Source organism: Zhenhengia yiwuensis (assembly GCF_014384995.1).
GTDB lineage: Bacteria > Bacillota > Clostridia > Lachnospirales > Cellulosilyticaceae > Zhenhengia > Zhenhengia yiwuensis.
Genome location: NZ_JACRSY010000003.1, coordinates 160,421 through 177,294 on the forward strand (window position 1 = coordinate 160,421; position 16,874 = coordinate 177,294).

14 protein-coding genes are annotated in these 16,874 nt (G+C 35.7%); 13 read left to right on the top strand and 1 reads right to left on the bottom strand.

The window, feature by feature from the left end; all coding sequences use genetic code 11:
- Positions 1 to 167: 167 nt before the first annotated feature.
- Positions 168 to 2,651, top strand: a complete 2,484-nt coding sequence (locus H8718_RS02965) for a transglutaminase domain-containing protein (protein ID WP_249331476.1) — start codon at positions 168 to 170, stop codon at positions 2,649 to 2,651.
- Between the two features lie 95 nt (positions 2,652 to 2,746).
- Positions 2,747 to 3,058 carry a thioredoxin gene (gene trxA, locus H8718_RS02970; protein WP_249331478.1) on the top strand — a complete coding sequence of 104 codons (312 nt, stop codon included), beginning with the start codon at positions 2,747 to 2,749 and terminating at the stop codon, positions 3,056 to 3,058.
- Positions 3,059 to 3,067: 9 nt separating this feature from the next.
- Here the strand turns inward: trxA and pdxR are convergent, their stop codons facing one another.
- Positions 3,068 to 4,474 (bottom strand): MocR-like pyridoxine biosynthesis transcription factor PdxR, encoded by a 1,407-nt coding sequence (gene pdxR / locus H8718_RS02975; RefSeq protein WP_249331479.1) that lies wholly within the window; start codon positions 4,472 to 4,474, stop codon positions 3,068 to 3,070.
- Between the two features lie 140 nt (positions 4,475 to 4,614).
- Between pdxR and H8718_RS02980 the strand changes: the two genes are divergently transcribed.
- From H8718_RS02980 to cobA, 11 genes are all read left to right on the top strand, one after another.
- Positions 4,615 to 5,448 (top strand): pyridoxamine kinase, encoded by an 834-nt coding sequence (locus tag H8718_RS02980; RefSeq protein WP_249331481.1) that lies wholly within the window; start codon positions 4,615 to 4,617, stop codon positions 5,446 to 5,448.
- A 14-nt stretch (positions 5,449 to 5,462) separates the two neighbouring features.
- Entirely contained in the window at positions 5,463 to 6,272 is an 810-nt protein-coding gene (locus H8718_RS02985) for an ECF transporter S component (protein ID WP_249331483.1), read from the top strand.
- 601 nt (positions 6,273 to 6,873) lie between these two features.
- The gene (locus tag H8718_RS02990) at positions 6,874 to 7,254 is read left to right on the top strand and encodes a hypothetical protein (protein WP_177671440.1); all 381 of its coding nucleotides are present in this window, start codon (positions 6,874 to 6,876) and stop codon (positions 7,252 to 7,254) included.
- A gap of 45 nt (positions 7,255 to 7,299) precedes the next feature.
- A complete protein-coding gene (gene mutY, locus H8718_RS02995; RefSeq protein ID WP_249331484.1) occupies positions 7,300 to 8,328 on the top strand; it encodes an A/G-specific adenine glycosylase in 1,029 nt (342 codons plus the stop codon).
- Between the two features lie 331 nt (positions 8,329 to 8,659).
- Complete coding sequence (locus H8718_RS03000) at positions 8,660 to 9,553, top strand: LysR family transcriptional regulator (RefSeq protein ID WP_177671438.1); 894 nt, start codon at positions 8,660 to 8,662, stop codon at positions 9,551 to 9,553.
- A gap of 193 nt (positions 9,554 to 9,746) precedes the next feature.
- The gene (asrA, locus tag H8718_RS03005) at positions 9,747 to 10,781 is read left to right on the top strand and encodes an anaerobic sulfite reductase subunit AsrA (RefSeq protein WP_249331514.1); all 1,035 of its coding nucleotides are present in this window, start codon (positions 9,747 to 9,749) and stop codon (positions 10,779 to 10,781) included.
- Complete coding sequence (asrB, locus tag H8718_RS03010) at positions 10,774 to 11,568, top strand: anaerobic sulfite reductase subunit AsrB (RefSeq protein ID WP_177671437.1); 795 nt, start codon at positions 10,774 to 10,776, stop codon at positions 11,566 to 11,568. Before asrA ends, asrB begins: the two co-directional genes overlap by 8 nt.
- A gap of 11 nt (positions 11,569 to 11,579) precedes the next feature.
- Positions 11,580 to 12,629, top strand: a complete 1,050-nt coding sequence (gene asrC / locus H8718_RS03015) for a sulfite reductase subunit C (RefSeq protein WP_177671436.1) — start codon at positions 11,580 to 11,582, stop codon at positions 12,627 to 12,629.
- A 159-nt stretch (positions 12,630 to 12,788) separates the two neighbouring features.
- A complete protein-coding gene (gene hemA / locus H8718_RS03020) occupies positions 12,789 to 14,021 on the top strand; it encodes a glutamyl-tRNA reductase (protein ID WP_177671435.1) in 1,233 nt (410 codons plus the stop codon).
- Between the two features lie 430 nt (positions 14,022 to 14,451).
- Complete coding sequence (gene hemC, locus H8718_RS03025; protein ID WP_177671434.1) at positions 14,452 to 15,357, top strand: hydroxymethylbilane synthase; 906 nt, start codon at positions 14,452 to 14,454, stop codon at positions 15,355 to 15,357.
- Positions 15,358 to 15,370: 13 nt separating this feature from the next.
- Positions 15,371 to 16,864, top strand: a complete 1,494-nt coding sequence (cobA, locus tag H8718_RS03030; RefSeq protein ID WP_249331486.1) for a uroporphyrinogen-III C-methyltransferase — start codon at positions 15,371 to 15,373, stop codon at positions 16,862 to 16,864.
- The last annotated feature ends 10 nt before the right edge of the window (positions 16,865 to 16,874 follow it).

Consider the following 16,874-nt stretch of genomic DNA (forward strand, 5'->3'; position numbering starts at 1 on the left):
TATATCAGATAAAATCGCAAAAGCTAGTGAGACAATTTTTAGAAAAAAGGAGTTAATAGGGGGTTTAAATATCTTAGTGAGTATGAGATTTGGCAAACAAGCAGTAAGCTTAGTGAGGAAACCCAAAATACACTAGAAAGTTTAAATTAGGATAGGGGGAGAATGTTATGTTTTCAGCTAATAGAGCTTTTCAAATAGAAGAAAGATTTGAGGAACTTATCCCACTTTTAGGAGACAAAAAAGTAGAGATTTTAGAAGGATTAAAAAGCTGTAGTGAAGATGAAGGCTTAGCTATGAAGTTTTTATATACCACTATGCCTTTAAGTGATATGGCTTGCTATAGTTTTGAGGTATTTTTAGATTATGCTAAACATGGTTTATATTTATGGGAAAGAGATGCTTGGCATATACCAGAAGATATCTTTTTAAACTATGTCCTTCACCACCGTATTAATGAAGAAGAAATCATGCCATGTCGTAGCTTCTTTTATAATCAATTAAAAGATAGGGTAGTGGGAAAAAGTACTCAGGAAAGTATACTAGAGGTTAATTACTGGTGTAGTGAAGAAGCAACTTATCAGTCTACAGATGAAAGGACAGTAGCACCATTAACTGTTTATAAATCTGCTTATGGAAGATGTGGGGAAGAATCTACATTTACTGTTTCAGCACTTCGTAGTGTAGGCATTCCAGCTAGACAAGTCTATGCGCCAAGATGGTCTCACTGTGATGATAATCACGCATGGGTAGAGGTTTGGTGTGAAGGGGAGTGGTATTTCCTAGGTGCCTGTGAGCCAGAAGAAATATTGAATAAAGGATGGTTTACAAGTGCTTCATCACGTGCTATGTTGATTCACTCCAGGTGGTTTGACTTTATAGCACCTACTGATGAAGAAGAAATAGAGCATAAAGGTATGGCTACACTTCTTAATCAGCTTCAGCGCTATGCGCTTACAAAAAAATTAACTGTGAAAGTAGTAGATCATAAGGGGAAGGCTGTATCTCATGCTAGGGTGGATTTTGAGGTGCTTAATTATGCAGAGTTCTATCCTGTAGCATCTGTATGGACCAACGAGGTAGGAGAAGCAAGTTTAATAACAGGGCTTGGGAGCTTGCACCTACATGTAAGCAAAGAGGAACAGTCTGCAGATATTTTAATTAATACAAAAGATGTAGATTGTATTAACATTGATTTAAGTCAGAGTGTCATAAGAGATGAATGGATAGAGCTTGAAGTCATTGCACCATTAGATGCGTCTATTCATACCCAGCAGCCTACATATTCTCAGAAATTTAAGGGTAAAAACAGATGCAGTGAAGCAACTCAAAAAAGGTTGGAGAAAGTAGCAAGCTTTCAAAATAAAGATGAGGTATTAGATATAGCCAGAGGTAACGCAGAAGAAATTGTATACTTTAAGTTAGCAGAAGTTAAAAAAGAAGCAGAGGTATGGAAAGACAAACTACTAGGCGTATTAACTCAAAAAGATTATAGAGACTGCAAAGGAGAAGTGCTTATAGAGCATTTAAATTATGCAGTTACTTATGCAAAGTGTTATGAGGAGCCTATTTTTATACAGTATGTTTTAAGTCCAAGAGTGGCACTTGAACCACTTACAGCCTATCGCCAATTTATTCATAGCTATTATAGCCAAGAAGAGAAGGCTAAAATGGTGCAAAATCCTAAATACATATGGCAACATATAGAAGAAACTATTGAAACAGATGATACGAGAGAATATCCCAATCTTATTACTACGCCAGTAGGGTGCTTGCAAATTAAACGAGGGAGTGAAGTATCTAAAAAAATTCTATTTGTAGCTATTTGTAGAACACTAGGTATTCCAGCAAGACTTCATACTATAGATGGTAAAGTAGAGTACTATACTAATGGAACATTTGAAGCTATAGAGACAGAAGCCCTTAAAAATAGTATATGTATATTAAGGAGTAGGGAAGAGACTTGGACCTATTTCCAGAACTGGTCTATTGCGAAATTACATAAAGGGCAGTATCAATCACTGAATTTAAGCCAGTTACAATGGGAAGATGGAGAGTTAGCTTTAAACTTAGAACCAGGTGTATACCGTCTTATCACTTCTAATCGTTTGCCAAATGGCAATATCTTTGCAAAGGTAATGTACATAGGACTTAAAGCGAGTGAAAGTAAGACAGTGCAGCTTGAGCTCAAGGAAGCTAAGCTAAGTGATATGCTTGAGCACATTGCTTTACCAGACTTTGAACTTAAAGATCAGAATAAGAAAGTGATAAAGGGCTTAGAGCTCAGCCAATATGCTAAGCACTTATGGATATGGATAGAAGAAAGTAAGGAGCCTACAGAACATATTCTTAATGAAATCTATGAGAAAAAAGAATTATTTAAGACTATAGAACGACAGATTATATTTGTTATGAGGGATCAAACAGCACTAGAAGACCCTACACTCAGAAAAGTCTTAAATGCTTTAGAAAATATCTCTATTTACTACGATAGTTTTGAAGAAAATATCAATACTTTGGCACGTAGAATGTATGTAGATCCTGATAAGCTTCCATTAATCATCGTAACAGATGAGAATAACCAAGGTATCTATGCTACAAGTGGATATAATGTAGGTACAGCAGACATGTTATTACGCATTTTTGGTAGCTAAGAAGTGTGACTAAGTTACTAAACTTTAAAAATTAAAGACATATAATAGAATTATAGAAGTTGATAAAAATCAATTGATAAGAGGAGGTTCTATTTATGTCTATCCAAATTACGAACAGCAATTTTAATAAAGAGGTGTTAGAATCAAAGGTACCTGTACTTTTAGATTTCTGGGCGCCTTGGTGCGGGCCTTGTAGAATGCAAGGGCCGATTGTTGAGGAGCTGGCAAATGATTTAGAAGGAGTTGCTAAAGTCTGCAAGGTTAATGTAAGTGAAGAAGTGGAGCTCTCTAAAATGTTTAGAGTACAAAGCATTCCAATGTTAGCTGTTGTGAAAAATGGAAGAGTTGTCGAGCAGCAAGTAGGGCTAAGAGATAAAATTCGATTAAAACAAATGATGGGAGTATAAAAGGACTGTCTAGGACAGTCCTTTTTTGATGCACTTTTCTAAAATAGCGATACCCTCTACAATTTCTTTAGCATCACAAGGCGCAAAGCTAAGACGAATATAATGGTCTCTTTCTTTGTGCATTGTAGAATAAAAAAGTGTACTTGGCAGAATAAGTAGGCCACTTTCAAGGCAGCGTTCATAAAGTTTGTAAGCCGATAAACCTTTAGGTAATTTAAGCCAGAAGCATAAGCCACCATTAGGAATATTAAAAGTTACACCAAGAGCCTTAAGGTTTTCAAGTTGACTAAGCATAAGCTCATATTTACCACTGTAAATAGCTTTCATATAACTTAGGTGCTCTTCCCATTTATGAGTTCTAAAGAATAGGTCAAGACTACGATGGATAAGCCCTGAGGAAGCAATATCTGTCATTTGCTTTGTCTTTGTAAAACGGTCTAAGAGGGCATCTGGAATAACGAGAAAACCTATACGTAGGCCTGGCATAAGGAGCTTAGAAAAGCTCTTAATATAGATGACACGGTCCTGAGTATCAAAAGCTTTTAGGCTATAAGGTGCCCTATCTGTATAGCTTAATTCGGAAGTAGAATCATCCTCAACCAGATAAAAGTTATATTTTTCAGCTAGAGCTAGGAGTTGCTTTAATGTATATGGGGCATAACAAAGCGTAGTAGGATTTTGAAATTTAGTCATAACATACACAAGTTTAGGCTTACAGACATTGACCTTCTTCTCAAATTCTATGAGATCAATGCCAAAGGGGGTAAGTTCAACTGTAACAATACGGCTACTGCGGGATTTAAAGGCATCTGTTGCACCATTATAGGTAGGTGTTTCTGTCACGACATAATCGCCTGCATTTAGGCAGCTTTTAGCAATAATATCAATACCCTGTTGAGCGCCTGATACAATTTGAATATGAGAAGGTGAAGTGTGAATGCGATGAGTCTTTTCTAAATACTCGGCAAGTATTTCTCTAAGAGGCATAAAACCATTGGCTTCTTGATAGCCAAAAGCAAAGCCTTTATCACGGTCAATTACTTCGTCTAGACAGTATTTAAAAGAATCTGTAGGAAAGATAGCTGGATGAGGTGAAGCACTTGAAAAGTTAATACAGTTCTCTTTTATAGTGGTAGGAGGGAGTGTCATCAGGCTGATTTCAGGGGTATTAGGTTTAGTAACGTAAAAGCCACTTCCTTTTTTGGAAGTAACATAGCCGGAAGATTCTAGTTGTTTATAAGCATTAATAACAGTTACATTATTGACGGAAAGGTCTTTTGCCAGTCTGCGGATAGCTGGCAGTCTATATCCTATAATAAGCTCATCTGATAAGATAGCTTCTTTAATCTTTGAAAAGAGTTGTAGATATAAGGGTTCATTAGATGATGAATCTAACTGTATGGATACAAAGTTCAAGTTGTCTCCTCCTTTTTCTTAGAAATATTGACGATGGTTTTGTCTATATGGCACAATATTACCATACATAAAGACGTATTGTTTCGATACAATATATCCTATTAACCTTATTATAGAGACAAACGAGGAAGATGTAAATGATGAATAACAAAATATCAAAGGTTGCGGCCATTCAAGATTTAGCTAGTTTTGGTAGATGTTCATTAAGTGTAATCATTCCGATTTTATCCCATATGGGTGTACAGGTATGTCCAGTTCCTACAGCTGTTTTCAGTACACATACGGGAGGATTTGGTAAACCAGTTTTTGAAGATTTAACGGGGATGATGCATGGCTATATTGAACATTGGAAGACATTAGATTTAAAGTTTGATTGTATTTATAGTGGTTTTTTAAGCAATGAAAAACAAATTGATGAAGTGCTTTATTTTTTTGATGCATTTGGAGATGGAGAGGGGACACTTATAGCAGTAGATCCTGTTATGGGAGACCATGGCCAACTTTATAAGACTTATAATGAAACGATGCAGAAGAAAATGAGGCATTTAGTATCACGTGCTCATGTAGTGACACCAAACTGGACAGAAGCAAATTTTCTACTAGATTGCATATATAGTACAGATGCGATTAAGGAGCAAGATGCTAAAGAAATGATAAAAGCTATTTCAGATTTAGGACCTTCTCAAGTAGTACTTAAAGGGATTCCTTATGAAAATGGACGGAAAATCAATATGACTTATGACCGGGCAGAAGATAGTTACTGCATGATTCCTTATGAAGAAGTCCCAAGCAGTTATCCAGGTACAGGGGATTGCTTTGCAAGTAGATTGATTGGGGAACTTTTAAAGGGAGAAAGTTTAGCAGATTCAGCCAAAAGTGCCACTTCTTTTGTAACTTATGGGGTAAAAGTAACTTATGAAGCTAAAACAGATACAAGAGAAGGGATTTTATTAGAACAATTATTAGATTTTTAAGGGAGGATTTTAAGATGGAGAAAAAACAAAGTAAAAGTAAATTAAGTTTACAAGCATTAGTCATTATTGGGTTATTTAGTGCAATTTGCTATATTGCGCTCATGCTCTTTAAAATTCCTATTCCATCACCAGTAGGTAAACCATTTATTCACTTTGGCAATATGTTTGTTATTTTAGCAGCACTGCTCTTTAGTGGTACAATAGGTGGTTTATCAGGTTCTATTGGTATGGGGCTTTTTGATATACTTAATGGATGGGCTACTAGTGCACCTAAAACCATTATTCTCAAATTTGGTATAGGGTTTGTGACAGGGGTAGTTGCAGGAAAAGGTAATGATAAAGAAGCCAAATCACCTTTTAAGTGGATTGCCCTTGCAGCAGGTGCATTTATTGTATTAGGCGTTGGTCTTTTTATAGCCTCAACAGTATATGGCTATGAGATTACTATTCCTTATCTTCAGCAGGCAGCAGCAAATACAGAGGGACTTAAAGATACATTAGTTGTTATTCCTGTACTTTATATTTTTTCATTAGTATTAGGTATTGGTCTTGCTGTAACGTGTTTCTTTATTAAAAAAGTGTCTATTAAATTACAATATGCTATTTTAGGTGCTGTATGTGGTATTGCATTTAACTTAGTAGGAGAATTTTTATTTGCAGTAGGTTCACTTCTTATTGTAGGAAGTGCATTTGTACCAGCGGTTATAAGTGCACTTATTAGTTTACCTTCTACCATTATCAATGGTACCATTTCTATTGTGATTGCTCTTTTACTTTATATTCCACTTTCTAAAGTAGTAGCAAAATCAAACTTTAAATTTTAAAGGAAATTAATACAAAAAAAGCAAGCCGAAAGTCGTCCCCCCTTAAATGACGAACTTTAAGCTTGCTTTTTGTTTGTGGCAAAATGTACAGGGTGCTACTAGAATAAAGTTAAGCTTTTAGAGTGTGCCTGTAAGGAAGCCTCGTAATAGAGTACAGTGTCAGGGAACTATAGGTGAAAGGGATACCGTTGCATTTATCACTGCAAGTACCCGGAGTTTGTCTCTAAATAAAGGAAGTACCTTAGGGTTCACTGGTATAAGTTATCGTTTATTCTATGTAGCATAAAGATGTACAGTATAAAACATAACTCATTATGATAAGTTGCCACCACTTTGTTCATAAGAGGTTAGGAAAATTTAAAGGCCTATGAGAAGGGGGGACTCACAAGATCTCAATTTTCCATATATAAAAGCAGAATAGCCTAGGATTTATTTTGCTCTTATACTCTATATATACGGACAAGGGTAGAAAATGCGTCATATTATTTATGCAAAAAGTAAGTTTTGTATAAATAACTAAATGAAATATAATCCACTTGCTAACGATTTTATAAATAGATAAGATAGAAGAAATGGAGTCTGTATAAAGGGGATAAAATTAATGAATCAATTTAAAAATAAGATACATGAAGAGGCTTTCAATGAGCTGATTACGCAAAGTGAGGGAGAACTTTCTGTTCATGAAATTCAAGATGAGCAAAAGAGAAGGCAGGTTGCATTTCTCTATTTAATTGCTATGTATCAAGAAGAGTATGAGCGTTATGAAGGCATGAAGTTTTATGTAGAAGCTTATGAAGAAATCAGTATAGATGGACCAGTTTATCTTTTAGAAGACTGTATCAAATTAGAAGATTTTGCTCATGAAAAAATATTAAAAGCTGCAAAAGACATATTAAGAGGTTGTAAACCACATCTAGAAAAACTTGAAATAGAGGATGTGAAATTTGTTGAAATAGCCTATAACTTTGCAGTAAGCAATTAGAATGAAAAATAGATAAATAATAAGTCAAGTAGAGAGGAAAAATATGTGAAATATACAACATACTTACTAGAATGGTTTGACAAGAATAAAAGACAAATGCCTTGGAGAGAGAGAAGTGATGCTTATAGTATATGGGTATCAGAAGTGATGCTGCAGCAGACACAGGTTGATACAGTAAGACCTTACTATGAGCGCTTTATGGAACGTTTTCCAACGGTACATGATTTAGCTATGGCAACCCAAGAAGAGGTCTATACTTATTGGCAGGGCTTAGGCTACTACAGACGAGCAGATAACCTGCATAAAGGAGCAAAGGTTGTATCGGAGCAGTATAATGGAATATTTCCAACAGACCCTAAATTAGTTAAAAATATACCTGGCATAGGACCTTACACAATGGGAGCAGTGTTAAGTATAGCCTTTAATTTACCTTATCCTGCCGTAGACGGAAATGTAATGCGTGTACTTTCTAGACAGTTCTTAATAGAAGATGATATCGCTATTCCTAAAACGAGGAAGATTTTCGAAGAAAAAGTGATGGTACTTATGCCGGAAGATGCACGTAACTTTAATCAGGCCCTTATGGAATTAGGCGCACTTATTTGTACACCTAAAAATCCAAAGTGTGAAAGTTGTCCTATGAAGCCAATTTGTATGGCTTATGAAGAAGGCGTACAAATAGAGTATCCTGTTAAGAGTAGTAAAACAAAAGCTGAACCGGATTTTTATAAAGCTCTTATTCTTAAGCAAGGAGATAAAATTTATCTAGAAAAAAGACCAGAAGAGGGGCTTCTTGCAAAACTATGGGGAGTGCCGTTGATAACAGATGTAGTTTGGGAAAAAATGAAATCAGAACTTGTCACTTTTGAAGTATTAGAGCAGGTTCAACATGTTTTCACACATCGTAGATGGCTTATGACGCCTATCGTAATAGAGTATACTACACAAAATGCAAAAATATTTGAGGAGATTTTACAAGGAGAAGGTGTGTTTATAGTACCAGAAGGACTGAAGAACTATGCTATTGCCACAGCATTTAAAAAGGTTTTACGTAAGTTACAAGAAAATATTTGATTTATGGGTAGAAATTTTGAAAAAATGTAGTATAATACAAGTATATCAATTATATGATATTTCCATTTCACGGAATCAAAGAAGGAAGTAAAAACTATTCAAGAGTCTAGTAAAGGCAGTAGGCTTTTATAGATAAGAGTAGATTTATATGAAATTCTTTGATTCTACAAAAACAATCAATACATGTATTGAATTAAAAAGGTGAGGATTAGATTTTCAGTCTAATTCTCACCTTTTTCATGGGGTAAAATCAGTGTACTTAAGTAGAAATTACGGATGAAATATGGTATAATTATGGACATAAACGTAATGAAGTGAAGGAGGGAAGAATGTGTTAGAAGAACTTAAAACATTTATACAGGTTGTAAAGTATCGTAATTTTACGAAAGCTGCAAAAAAGGTTAATTTATCTCAACCAACAGTAAGCCTGCATATTAAAAGACTAGAACAATATTTTGATACAACCCTCATTACACGATCAAGTAAAAGTAAAGAGGTGCTCATTACTAAACAGGGAGAATTTCTTTATGAAAAAGGACAAGATCTTATCGCACAAATTGATTTATTAAAAGGTGAGCTTCTTCAAATAGATGATAAGGCTAAAAAGAAAATTTTAGTAGGTGCAAGTAAAACGATAGGAGATTATTTTTTACCACAAATTATAGGGGATTTTTCAAACAAGTATCCGGATATACAACTTGAAGTGTTTATAGAAAATACAGCACATATCTGTGATATGATGAATGAAGGTGAGATACAGGTTGGTCTTATAGAAGGGATTGACCCTTATTATGATTTTGATAGAGAGTATTTCTACCAGGATAGGATGGTTGTTGCAGTAAGCAATAAATCACCATTAGCTACTATGGACGTAAGTATAGATGATTTGAATAATCAGATTTGGATCAGCCGTGAGGAAGGGTCTGGTACGCAGGAGTACTTAAAGTTGTTTCTCAATATGCATAATATTACCCCTAAAAATGTTATTGTATTTAATAGCAACTATGCTGTAAAAGAAGCTGTTAAAAATGGTATAGGTATTACCATTATTTCTGAATGTGTTGTAAGTCATGCAGCATTTGATAAAGAGCTTAATATTTTACCGTTGGAATTATTGCCTAAGCGTAAGTATTCTTATATACTGCCGAAGGATAAAGAAGTAGACTTAGATATTCTTACTTTCATAAATATGCTCAAGGACTATAAAGTGAATAGAACAAATTAAGAAGTGTTGCTTAAAGACGAGCAGCACTTTTTTATTTTTAGCGACCTATTAGAAATCTTAATGGTTAGTATCAGAATGTTAAATTGTAAAATGATAACGAAGTATAGGCATTGTTAATAAATTGTCATATAATAAGTGTACAGCACTCCGTTAAATATGTAGCGGGGGGAATATGCGAATGGAGGACAAGAAGATGGGCTATAAATTAAGCTTTGAAACAGTTAATAGTCTCTTTAATGAATTAAGAAAAGAGTACAAAATTTATGCACCAAAAAGATTTCCAAAAGCAGGACGTTACTCAGATACAGATATTATCCGTTACGCTGAGATCAAAAATGTAGAAGAAATCGTATTTGACGAAAAATCTGACTACCCAGCAAAAGAAGTGGTTTCACCAATCACTCAAACTTTATTCTACTTCACAGAAGATGAATATCGTGAAGCTAAAGTTCATGATAAAAAAGTTTTAATCTTTGCTAGACCTTGTGATATCAATGCACAAATGAACCAAGATAAAATTTTCTTAGAAAACGGTTTTGAAGATACTTTCTACAAACGTATGAGAGATAAAGTAAACTACGTAATGATGGAATGTACTTCTAGCGAAGATACATGCTTCTGCTGTTCAATGGGAACAAACAAAACAGATAACTATGGATTAGCTGCTCGTTTCGAAGAAGGACAAGTTCTTTTCAACGTGAAAGATGATAAATTCGCACCTTTCTTTGAAGGTAAAGAAGAAGCTGAGTACACAGTTAAATTCATTGAAGAAAATGAAACAAAAGTAACAATTCCAGTTATTCCTAACAAAGATGTTCTTAACAAACTTAAAGAACATGATATGTGGAAAGAATTTAACAAACGTTGTGTAAGCTGTGGTAGCTGTACAATCGCATGTAGCACATGTACATGTTTCACAACAACAGATATTTCTTACAATGAAAATGGTTCAGTAGGTGAAAGAAGAAGAACAGCTGCTTCTTGTCAAGTTGCAGGATTTGATGAAATGGCTGGCGGTCATGACTTCAGAAAAACAACTGCTGATCGTTATAGATATAAAACACTTCACAAAATCCATGATTACAACGAACGTTTTGGCCAAGGTCATATGTGTGTAGGTTGTGGTAGATGTACAGAAAGATGTCCAGAATTCATTTCATTCACAGCGACAATCGAAAAAGTAAATAAAGCTGTAAAAGAAATCTGCGGAGGTGAGTGCAATGCATAATGAATTAATGCCAGTAGCTTGTCAGATTCTTGAGTTCAAACAAGAAACACAAACAGAATTTACAATCAAAGTAGCAACAGGTGACCTTAAAGTTGAACACGGTCAATTCTGTCAATTATCAATTCCTAAAATTGGTGAGTGTCCAATCTCTGTAAGTGATTACGGCGATGGTTGGATGGATTTTACAATTCGTGCAGTTGGTAAAGTAACAGATGAAGTATTCAAACTTGAAGCTGGTGACCAATTATTCATTCGTGGTGCATACGGTAAAGGTTGGCCAGTAGACCAATTTAAAGGTAAAAATGTTGTAATCATCGCTGGTGGTACAGGGGTTGCTCCAGTTAAAAGTATGATCAACAAATTTGCAAATGAAGAAGGTTTTGCACAAAGCGTAAATATCATCGCAGGTTTCAAAGATGAAAACGGCATTCTTTTCAAAGATACACTTAAAGTTTGGGAAGAAAAATTCAACACTATCTATACATTAGATAGAGATGAAAAAGAAGGATTTAGAACAGGTCTTGTAACTAAATTCATCGAAGAAATCCCATTCAAAGATTTTGGAGATAACTACGAAGTAGTAATCGTTGGGCCTCCAATCATGATGCACTTTGCAGGACTTGAATGTGTGAAACAAGGTATTCCAGAAGAAAAAATCTGGGTTTCATTCGAAAGAAAAATGTCATGTGCAATCGGTAAATGCGGACACTGCCGTATCGACGAGACATACGTATGTCTTGAAGGACCAGTATTCAACTATACACAAGCGAAAAAATTAATTGACTAGGAGGCCACACAATGAATCATGATATTGATGTAAAAGCAACCAGAATAAATTGTTTCCGTCAATCTAAAGTAGCGGGAGAATTTATGTTACAATTACGTGTTCCTGGATCAATCATTGATGCAAAACACTTAACTTCTGTACAACATATCGCTGAAACTTGGGGAGATGGTACATTCCACATTGGGATGAGACATACTCTTAACATCCCAGGTATCAAATACGAAAATATTCCAGCAGTAAACGAATACATTAATAACTACATCAAAGAAGTAGAAGTAGTTGAATGTGATGTTGAAATGGAAACATGCGGTAAAGGTTACCCAACAATCGGTGCGCGTAACATTATGGCTTGTATCGGTAACTCACACTGTATCAAAGCTAACGTAAATACACACGAACTTGCTAAAAAAATCGAAAAAGAAGTATTCCCAAGCCACTACCACATCAAAACAACTGTTGCTGGTTGTCCAAATGACTGTGCTAAAGCTCACTTCAATGACTTTGGTGTAATCGGTATTGCAAAAATGGAATACGATAGAGATCGTTGTATCGGATGTGGCGCTTGTGTTGAAGCTTGTAGCCACCATGCAACAAGAGTGCTTTCACTTGTAAATGGTAAAATTGAAAAAGATACATGTTGCTGTGTAGGTTGTGGTGAGTGTGTACTTGCTTGTCCTACAAGTGCATGGACACGTAATGAGAAGAAATTCTACAGAATTATGATCGGTGGACGTACAGGTAAGCAATATCCTCGTATGGGTAAAATGTTTGCTAACTGGGTAACAGAAGATGTAGTCCTTGCTATCTTCAGAAACTGGCCAAAATTCTCTGCATGGGCACTTGATTACAAACCAGTTTACCTTCATGGTGGACACTTAATCGATAGAGCTGGATACATCAAATTCAAAGAACTTATCCTTGAAGGTGTTGAACTTAATCCAGAAGCACAAATTGCAGAACGTATCTACTGGCAAGAAGATGAAAAACGTGCTAATATCAACGTTAAACCAATTGCAAAACACAATAGTGCAGGTCCTGGTAGCCAAGACGGACGTCACTAAGATTTAGCATATAGAGATATAAGGGGCAGGGTATTATAGGGGAGTCTATAGTACCCTGCTTTTTTAATAAAAGCGCATGTTTGGTAGTATTTTTAATTGATAAAGATTATAGTATAATAAGAGTGCATAAGTTTACAGGCAGAATATAGAGGTGGGAGAATGGATATTGCAGTAATTGGACTGAGTCATGATACAGCACCAGTTCATATTAGGGAAAAAGTAAGTTTTTCAGATTCAAAGAAAATAGAAATTATAGACGCACTTCTTGAGAAGGAACCCTTAGAGTGTATTATTTTATCTACATGTAATCGCAGTGAAATTTATGTAGCAGCAAACCATATTGATAAGGCTAAAGAAGAAGTGATTCGTTTACTTACAACTATTTTAGGGGATGAAGCTGAAAAATATTTATATGTGAATACAGGAGATGTGGCAGCTGTTCATGTATTTGAAGTAGCAGCTGGACTTAAATCTATAGTATTAGGTGAAGATCAGATTTTGGGACAAGTAAGAGATGCACATACTTTTTCTATGGAAATTGGTGCAAGTGGTAAGGTACTTAATAAGCTTTTTAGAGAAGCTGTAACTTGTGGAAAACTGATTAGAAGCCAACTTAAAATATCTGAATATCCTCTATCCATTAGCTATATTGGCATTAAGTTTTTAAAAGAGCAAGTGGGTACCTTAAAAGGAAAGAAAATTTTAGTTTTAGGTGCTGGGAAGATGAGTAAACTGGCTCTTAAATACTTGGCATTAGAGGAACCTAGCATTGTCTATATTGCAAACCGTACTTTTTGCAAGGCGAGTGATTTAGCAGCAGATCTAGAATGTGGTATACCAGTAGGATTTGATAAACGCTATGAGCTTTTAGAAGAGGTTGATGTAGTTATTACGTCAACGGCATCCCCGCATCTTGTACTTATGAAAGACCAGATGCCACAACTTCACAAGCCTCTTGTAATATTAGATATAGCTATGCCACGTGATGTAGAAAGTACAGTAGGTAAACTAGGGCATGTAGAGCTATTTGATGTAGACGATCTGCAAGATATATCAGATAAAAATAGTGCTAAACGTGAAGAACTTGCAAAAGAAGCAAAGAGCATGACAGATTCCTCAGTAGTGGAGTTTATGACTTGGCTTAAAATGACTAAAGTAGACCCTACTATTAGGTCTTTAAATGCTAAATGTCAAGAGATTCATGAAGACAGCATGCATTATATACAAAATAAACTAGAGCTTACGCCTAGAGAATATAAGATTATTGATAAAATGATGATGGCTTCCTTAAAGCGCCTTATTAGAGAGCCTGTTAAGGCACTTAAAGAAATGGATGATGAAGGGAAGCAAGAGGCCTATAGGAAGGTACTTGAGGAGCTTTTTGAATTGTAGGGGGTGTGGGAGCGTAGACGGTTCGATGGTGCTTCTTCCACCTACTGGTTTCTGCTTTCAGAGAAATTCTACTTGCTATAACAGAGATAACGGCTTAAACTCGCTAACGCTCAAACAGTAAGCCTAAGAACATCTCAGCTATAGCTACGTGAATTTCTTAGCTGAAAGCGCCAAAGGTAGGTTACAGAAGCGCCATCTTCTCTATCTACGCATTCCATAATCTTCAGGAGGGAGTAAAATAAAATTGCCCTCATGAAAGCTTGGTTGCATTAAGTAGATAATCTAGTGTAGATGTAAGTATTAAGGTTATAAGTAATAAGTGTCTATAAAAGAGTAATCTATAGGCATAGAGTGAATATAAAACAGCGTAATAGAGTAAGATGAGAAATAAATAACATATAAGATGAGCTTAAAGAGGACGGTGAAGAATATGAAAGTTGTTGTGGGTACGAGAGGAAGTAAGCTTGCGCTTACTCAAACTGAATGGGTTGTAAATCAGCTTAGAGGTTGTAATCCAGAGGTAGAGTTTGAGATTAAAATTATTAAAACAAAGGGTGATTTAATTCAAAATGTGCCCCTTGATAAAATTGGAGATAAGGGCCTTTTTGTAAAAGAAATAGAACAGCAGCTTTTAGATGGGGAAATTGACCTTGCAATCCACAGTATGAAGGATATGCCAAGTGAAGTATGCCCAGGGCTTGCTTTTACTTATACACCGGTTAGAGAGGATGCAAGAGACGTACTCGTTCTTAAACATCCTATTAAGTCTTTAGAAGAATTGCCACAAGGAGCAACCATTGGGACTGGCAGTAAGAGACGTAAATATCAGCTTTTAAATGCAAGACCTGACTTAAACATTGTGCCAATTCGTGGAAACATTGATACACGTATTAGTAAGATTGAGACAGAAAACTTAGATGGGGTTGTACTGGCTGCAGCAGGCATTAAGCGTATTGGAAGAGAAGAAGAGATAGGTTACTATATTCCAGTAGAAATAGTCCTTCCAGCGCCAGCACAAGGTGCATTAGCTATTGAGATTCGTGAAAATGATGAGAAAATCTATGATCTTATTAGACCAATAGAGGATAGATTAAGTCAAATGCAGATTGAAGCAGAACGTGCTTTCTTAGATGGTGTAGAAGGTAGCTGTCATTTACCTATTGGAGCTTATGCTGAGCTTGAAGAAGAGCGTATGAAACTTACATGCCTTTTAGGAGATGAAGAAGGTGTTAAAATGGTAAAAGAAATACTTTATAGAGCATGTACAACTGTGGAAGAAGCAAGAAACTTAGGTTATGAAGCCGCTAAAGTTATTTTAGAAAAATTACAGGCATAAAAGGAGCAGACGCATGAGTGGAAAAGTTTATTTAGTAGGGGCGGGCCCTGGCGATTATAAATTATTAACATTAAAAGCATTAGACTGTATTAAAGAGGCAGAGGTTATTGTCTATGATAGACTGGCGAACCCACAGTATTTAGAATTAGCTAGACCAGATGCAGAGCTTATTTATGTAGGGAAGGCTTCTAGTAATCATACAATGACACAAGACGAGATCAATGAAGTGTTAGCTGTAAAAGCTAAAGAGGGTAAAGTTGTAACACGTCTTAAAGGGGGAGACCCATATGTATTTGGACGTGGTGGTGAAGAAGGCGAATACTTACTTGAAAGAAATATTGCCTTTGAAGTGGTGCCAGGTATTACTTCAGCTATTGGAGGGCTTTGCTATGCAGGGATTCCTATTACACATAGAGACTATACACCTTCTTTCCACGTGGTAACAGGGCACCTTAAGGATGAAACAAATGATACGATTAACTGGAATGCACTTGCTGCAATGAATGGCACGATTGTATTCCTTATGGGACTTAGCAACCTTCATAAAATTTGTACAAACCTTATGACAGAGGGTATGAACCCTAATACACCTGCAGCGGTTATTAACTGGGCAACTAGACCTAATCAAAAAGTAGCAACAGGTACACTTGTGACGCTTGAAGAAGAAGTGAAAAAGGCTGGTCTTACTTCACCAAGTCTTATTGTAGTAGGTGAGGTGGTAAGACTTCGTGAGAAACTTAGCTTCTTTGAAAATCGCCCATTATTTGGACAAAATATTATGGTGACACGTTCACGTACCCAAAGCAGTGACTTAAAAGCAAAACTCATTGAACTTGGTGCTAATGTATTTGAGGTTCCAACGATTGAAATTCAGCCAAGACAAGGTGAGGAAATTGATGCGAAGCTTCAAACTTTAAAAGACTATAGCTATATTGTATTTGGTAGTCAAAATGCAGTAAGTTTATTCTTCGAAAGACTTTACGCACTAGGGAAAGATGCAAGAAGTCTTGGAGAGGCTAAAGTAGTAGCGGTAGGTAGTGCAACAGCTAAATGCCTTGCAACTTATGGGATTAGGTCAGACTTTATGCCAGAGCGTTTTACACAAGAAAGCATTGCAGAGCTTCTTGAAGATAAGCTGACAAAAGAAGATAAAGTACTTATAGCACAAGGGAACTTAGCACGTGATGTACTTTATACAAAAATTAATGAAATTTGTGAAGTTGAAACTTTATTGCTTTATGATACAGTACTTAATGAAAGTTCAAAAGTGCGTTTAAAACAGCTTTTAAATAGTGAAAGAGTAGATAGGATTACCTTTACAAGTTCTTCTACAGCTAAAAACCTTATGGCGCTTTTAGATGAAGAAGATAAAGAAAAGGTAAAAGCTATTAAATGCATTTCTATAGGTGAAATTACAAGTAAGGCTATGAGGGATTTAGGACTTACAGTTTATAAAGAAGCTAATCCATTTACCATTGAAGGATTAATTAACTGTTTATGTGAATAATAAATTAAAG

Excerpts from the sequence above, each read along its gene's own strand:
- H8718_RS02965 (WP_249331476.1), top strand. The coding sequence starts at position 168 with ATGTTTTCAGCTAATAGAGCTTTTCAAATAGAAGAAAGATTTGAGGAA.
- trxA (WP_249331478.1), top strand. The coding sequence starts at position 2,747 with ATGTCTATCCAAATTACGAACAGCAATTTTAATAAAGAGGTGTTAGAA.
- H8718_RS02980 (WP_249331481.1), top strand. The coding sequence starts at position 4,615 with ATGAATAACAAAATATCAAAGGTTGCGGCCATTCAAGATTTAGCTAGT.
- H8718_RS02985 (WP_249331483.1), top strand. The coding sequence starts at position 5,463 with ATGGAGAAAAAACAAAGTAAAAGTAAATTAAGTTTACAAGCATTAGTC.
- H8718_RS02990 (WP_177671440.1), top strand. The coding sequence starts at position 6,874 with ATGAATCAATTTAAAAATAAGATACATGAAGAGGCTTTCAATGAGCTG.
- asrA (WP_249331514.1), top strand. The coding sequence starts at position 9,747 with ATGGGCTATAAATTAAGCTTTGAAACAGTTAATAGTCTCTTTAATGAA.
- asrB (WP_177671437.1), top strand. The coding sequence starts at position 10,774 with ATGCATAATGAATTAATGCCAGTAGCTTGTCAGATTCTTGAGTTCAAA.
- asrC (WP_177671436.1), top strand. The coding sequence starts at position 11,580 with ATGAATCATGATATTGATGTAAAAGCAACCAGAATAAATTGTTTCCGT.
- hemA (WP_177671435.1), top strand. The coding sequence starts at position 12,789 with ATGGATATTGCAGTAATTGGACTGAGTCATGATACAGCACCAGTTCAT.
- hemC (WP_177671434.1), top strand. The coding sequence starts at position 14,452 with ATGAAAGTTGTTGTGGGTACGAGAGGAAGTAAGCTTGCGCTTACTCAA.
- cobA (WP_249331486.1), top strand. The coding sequence starts at position 15,371 with ATGAGTGGAAAAGTTTATTTAGTAGGGGCGGGCCCTGGCGATTATAAA.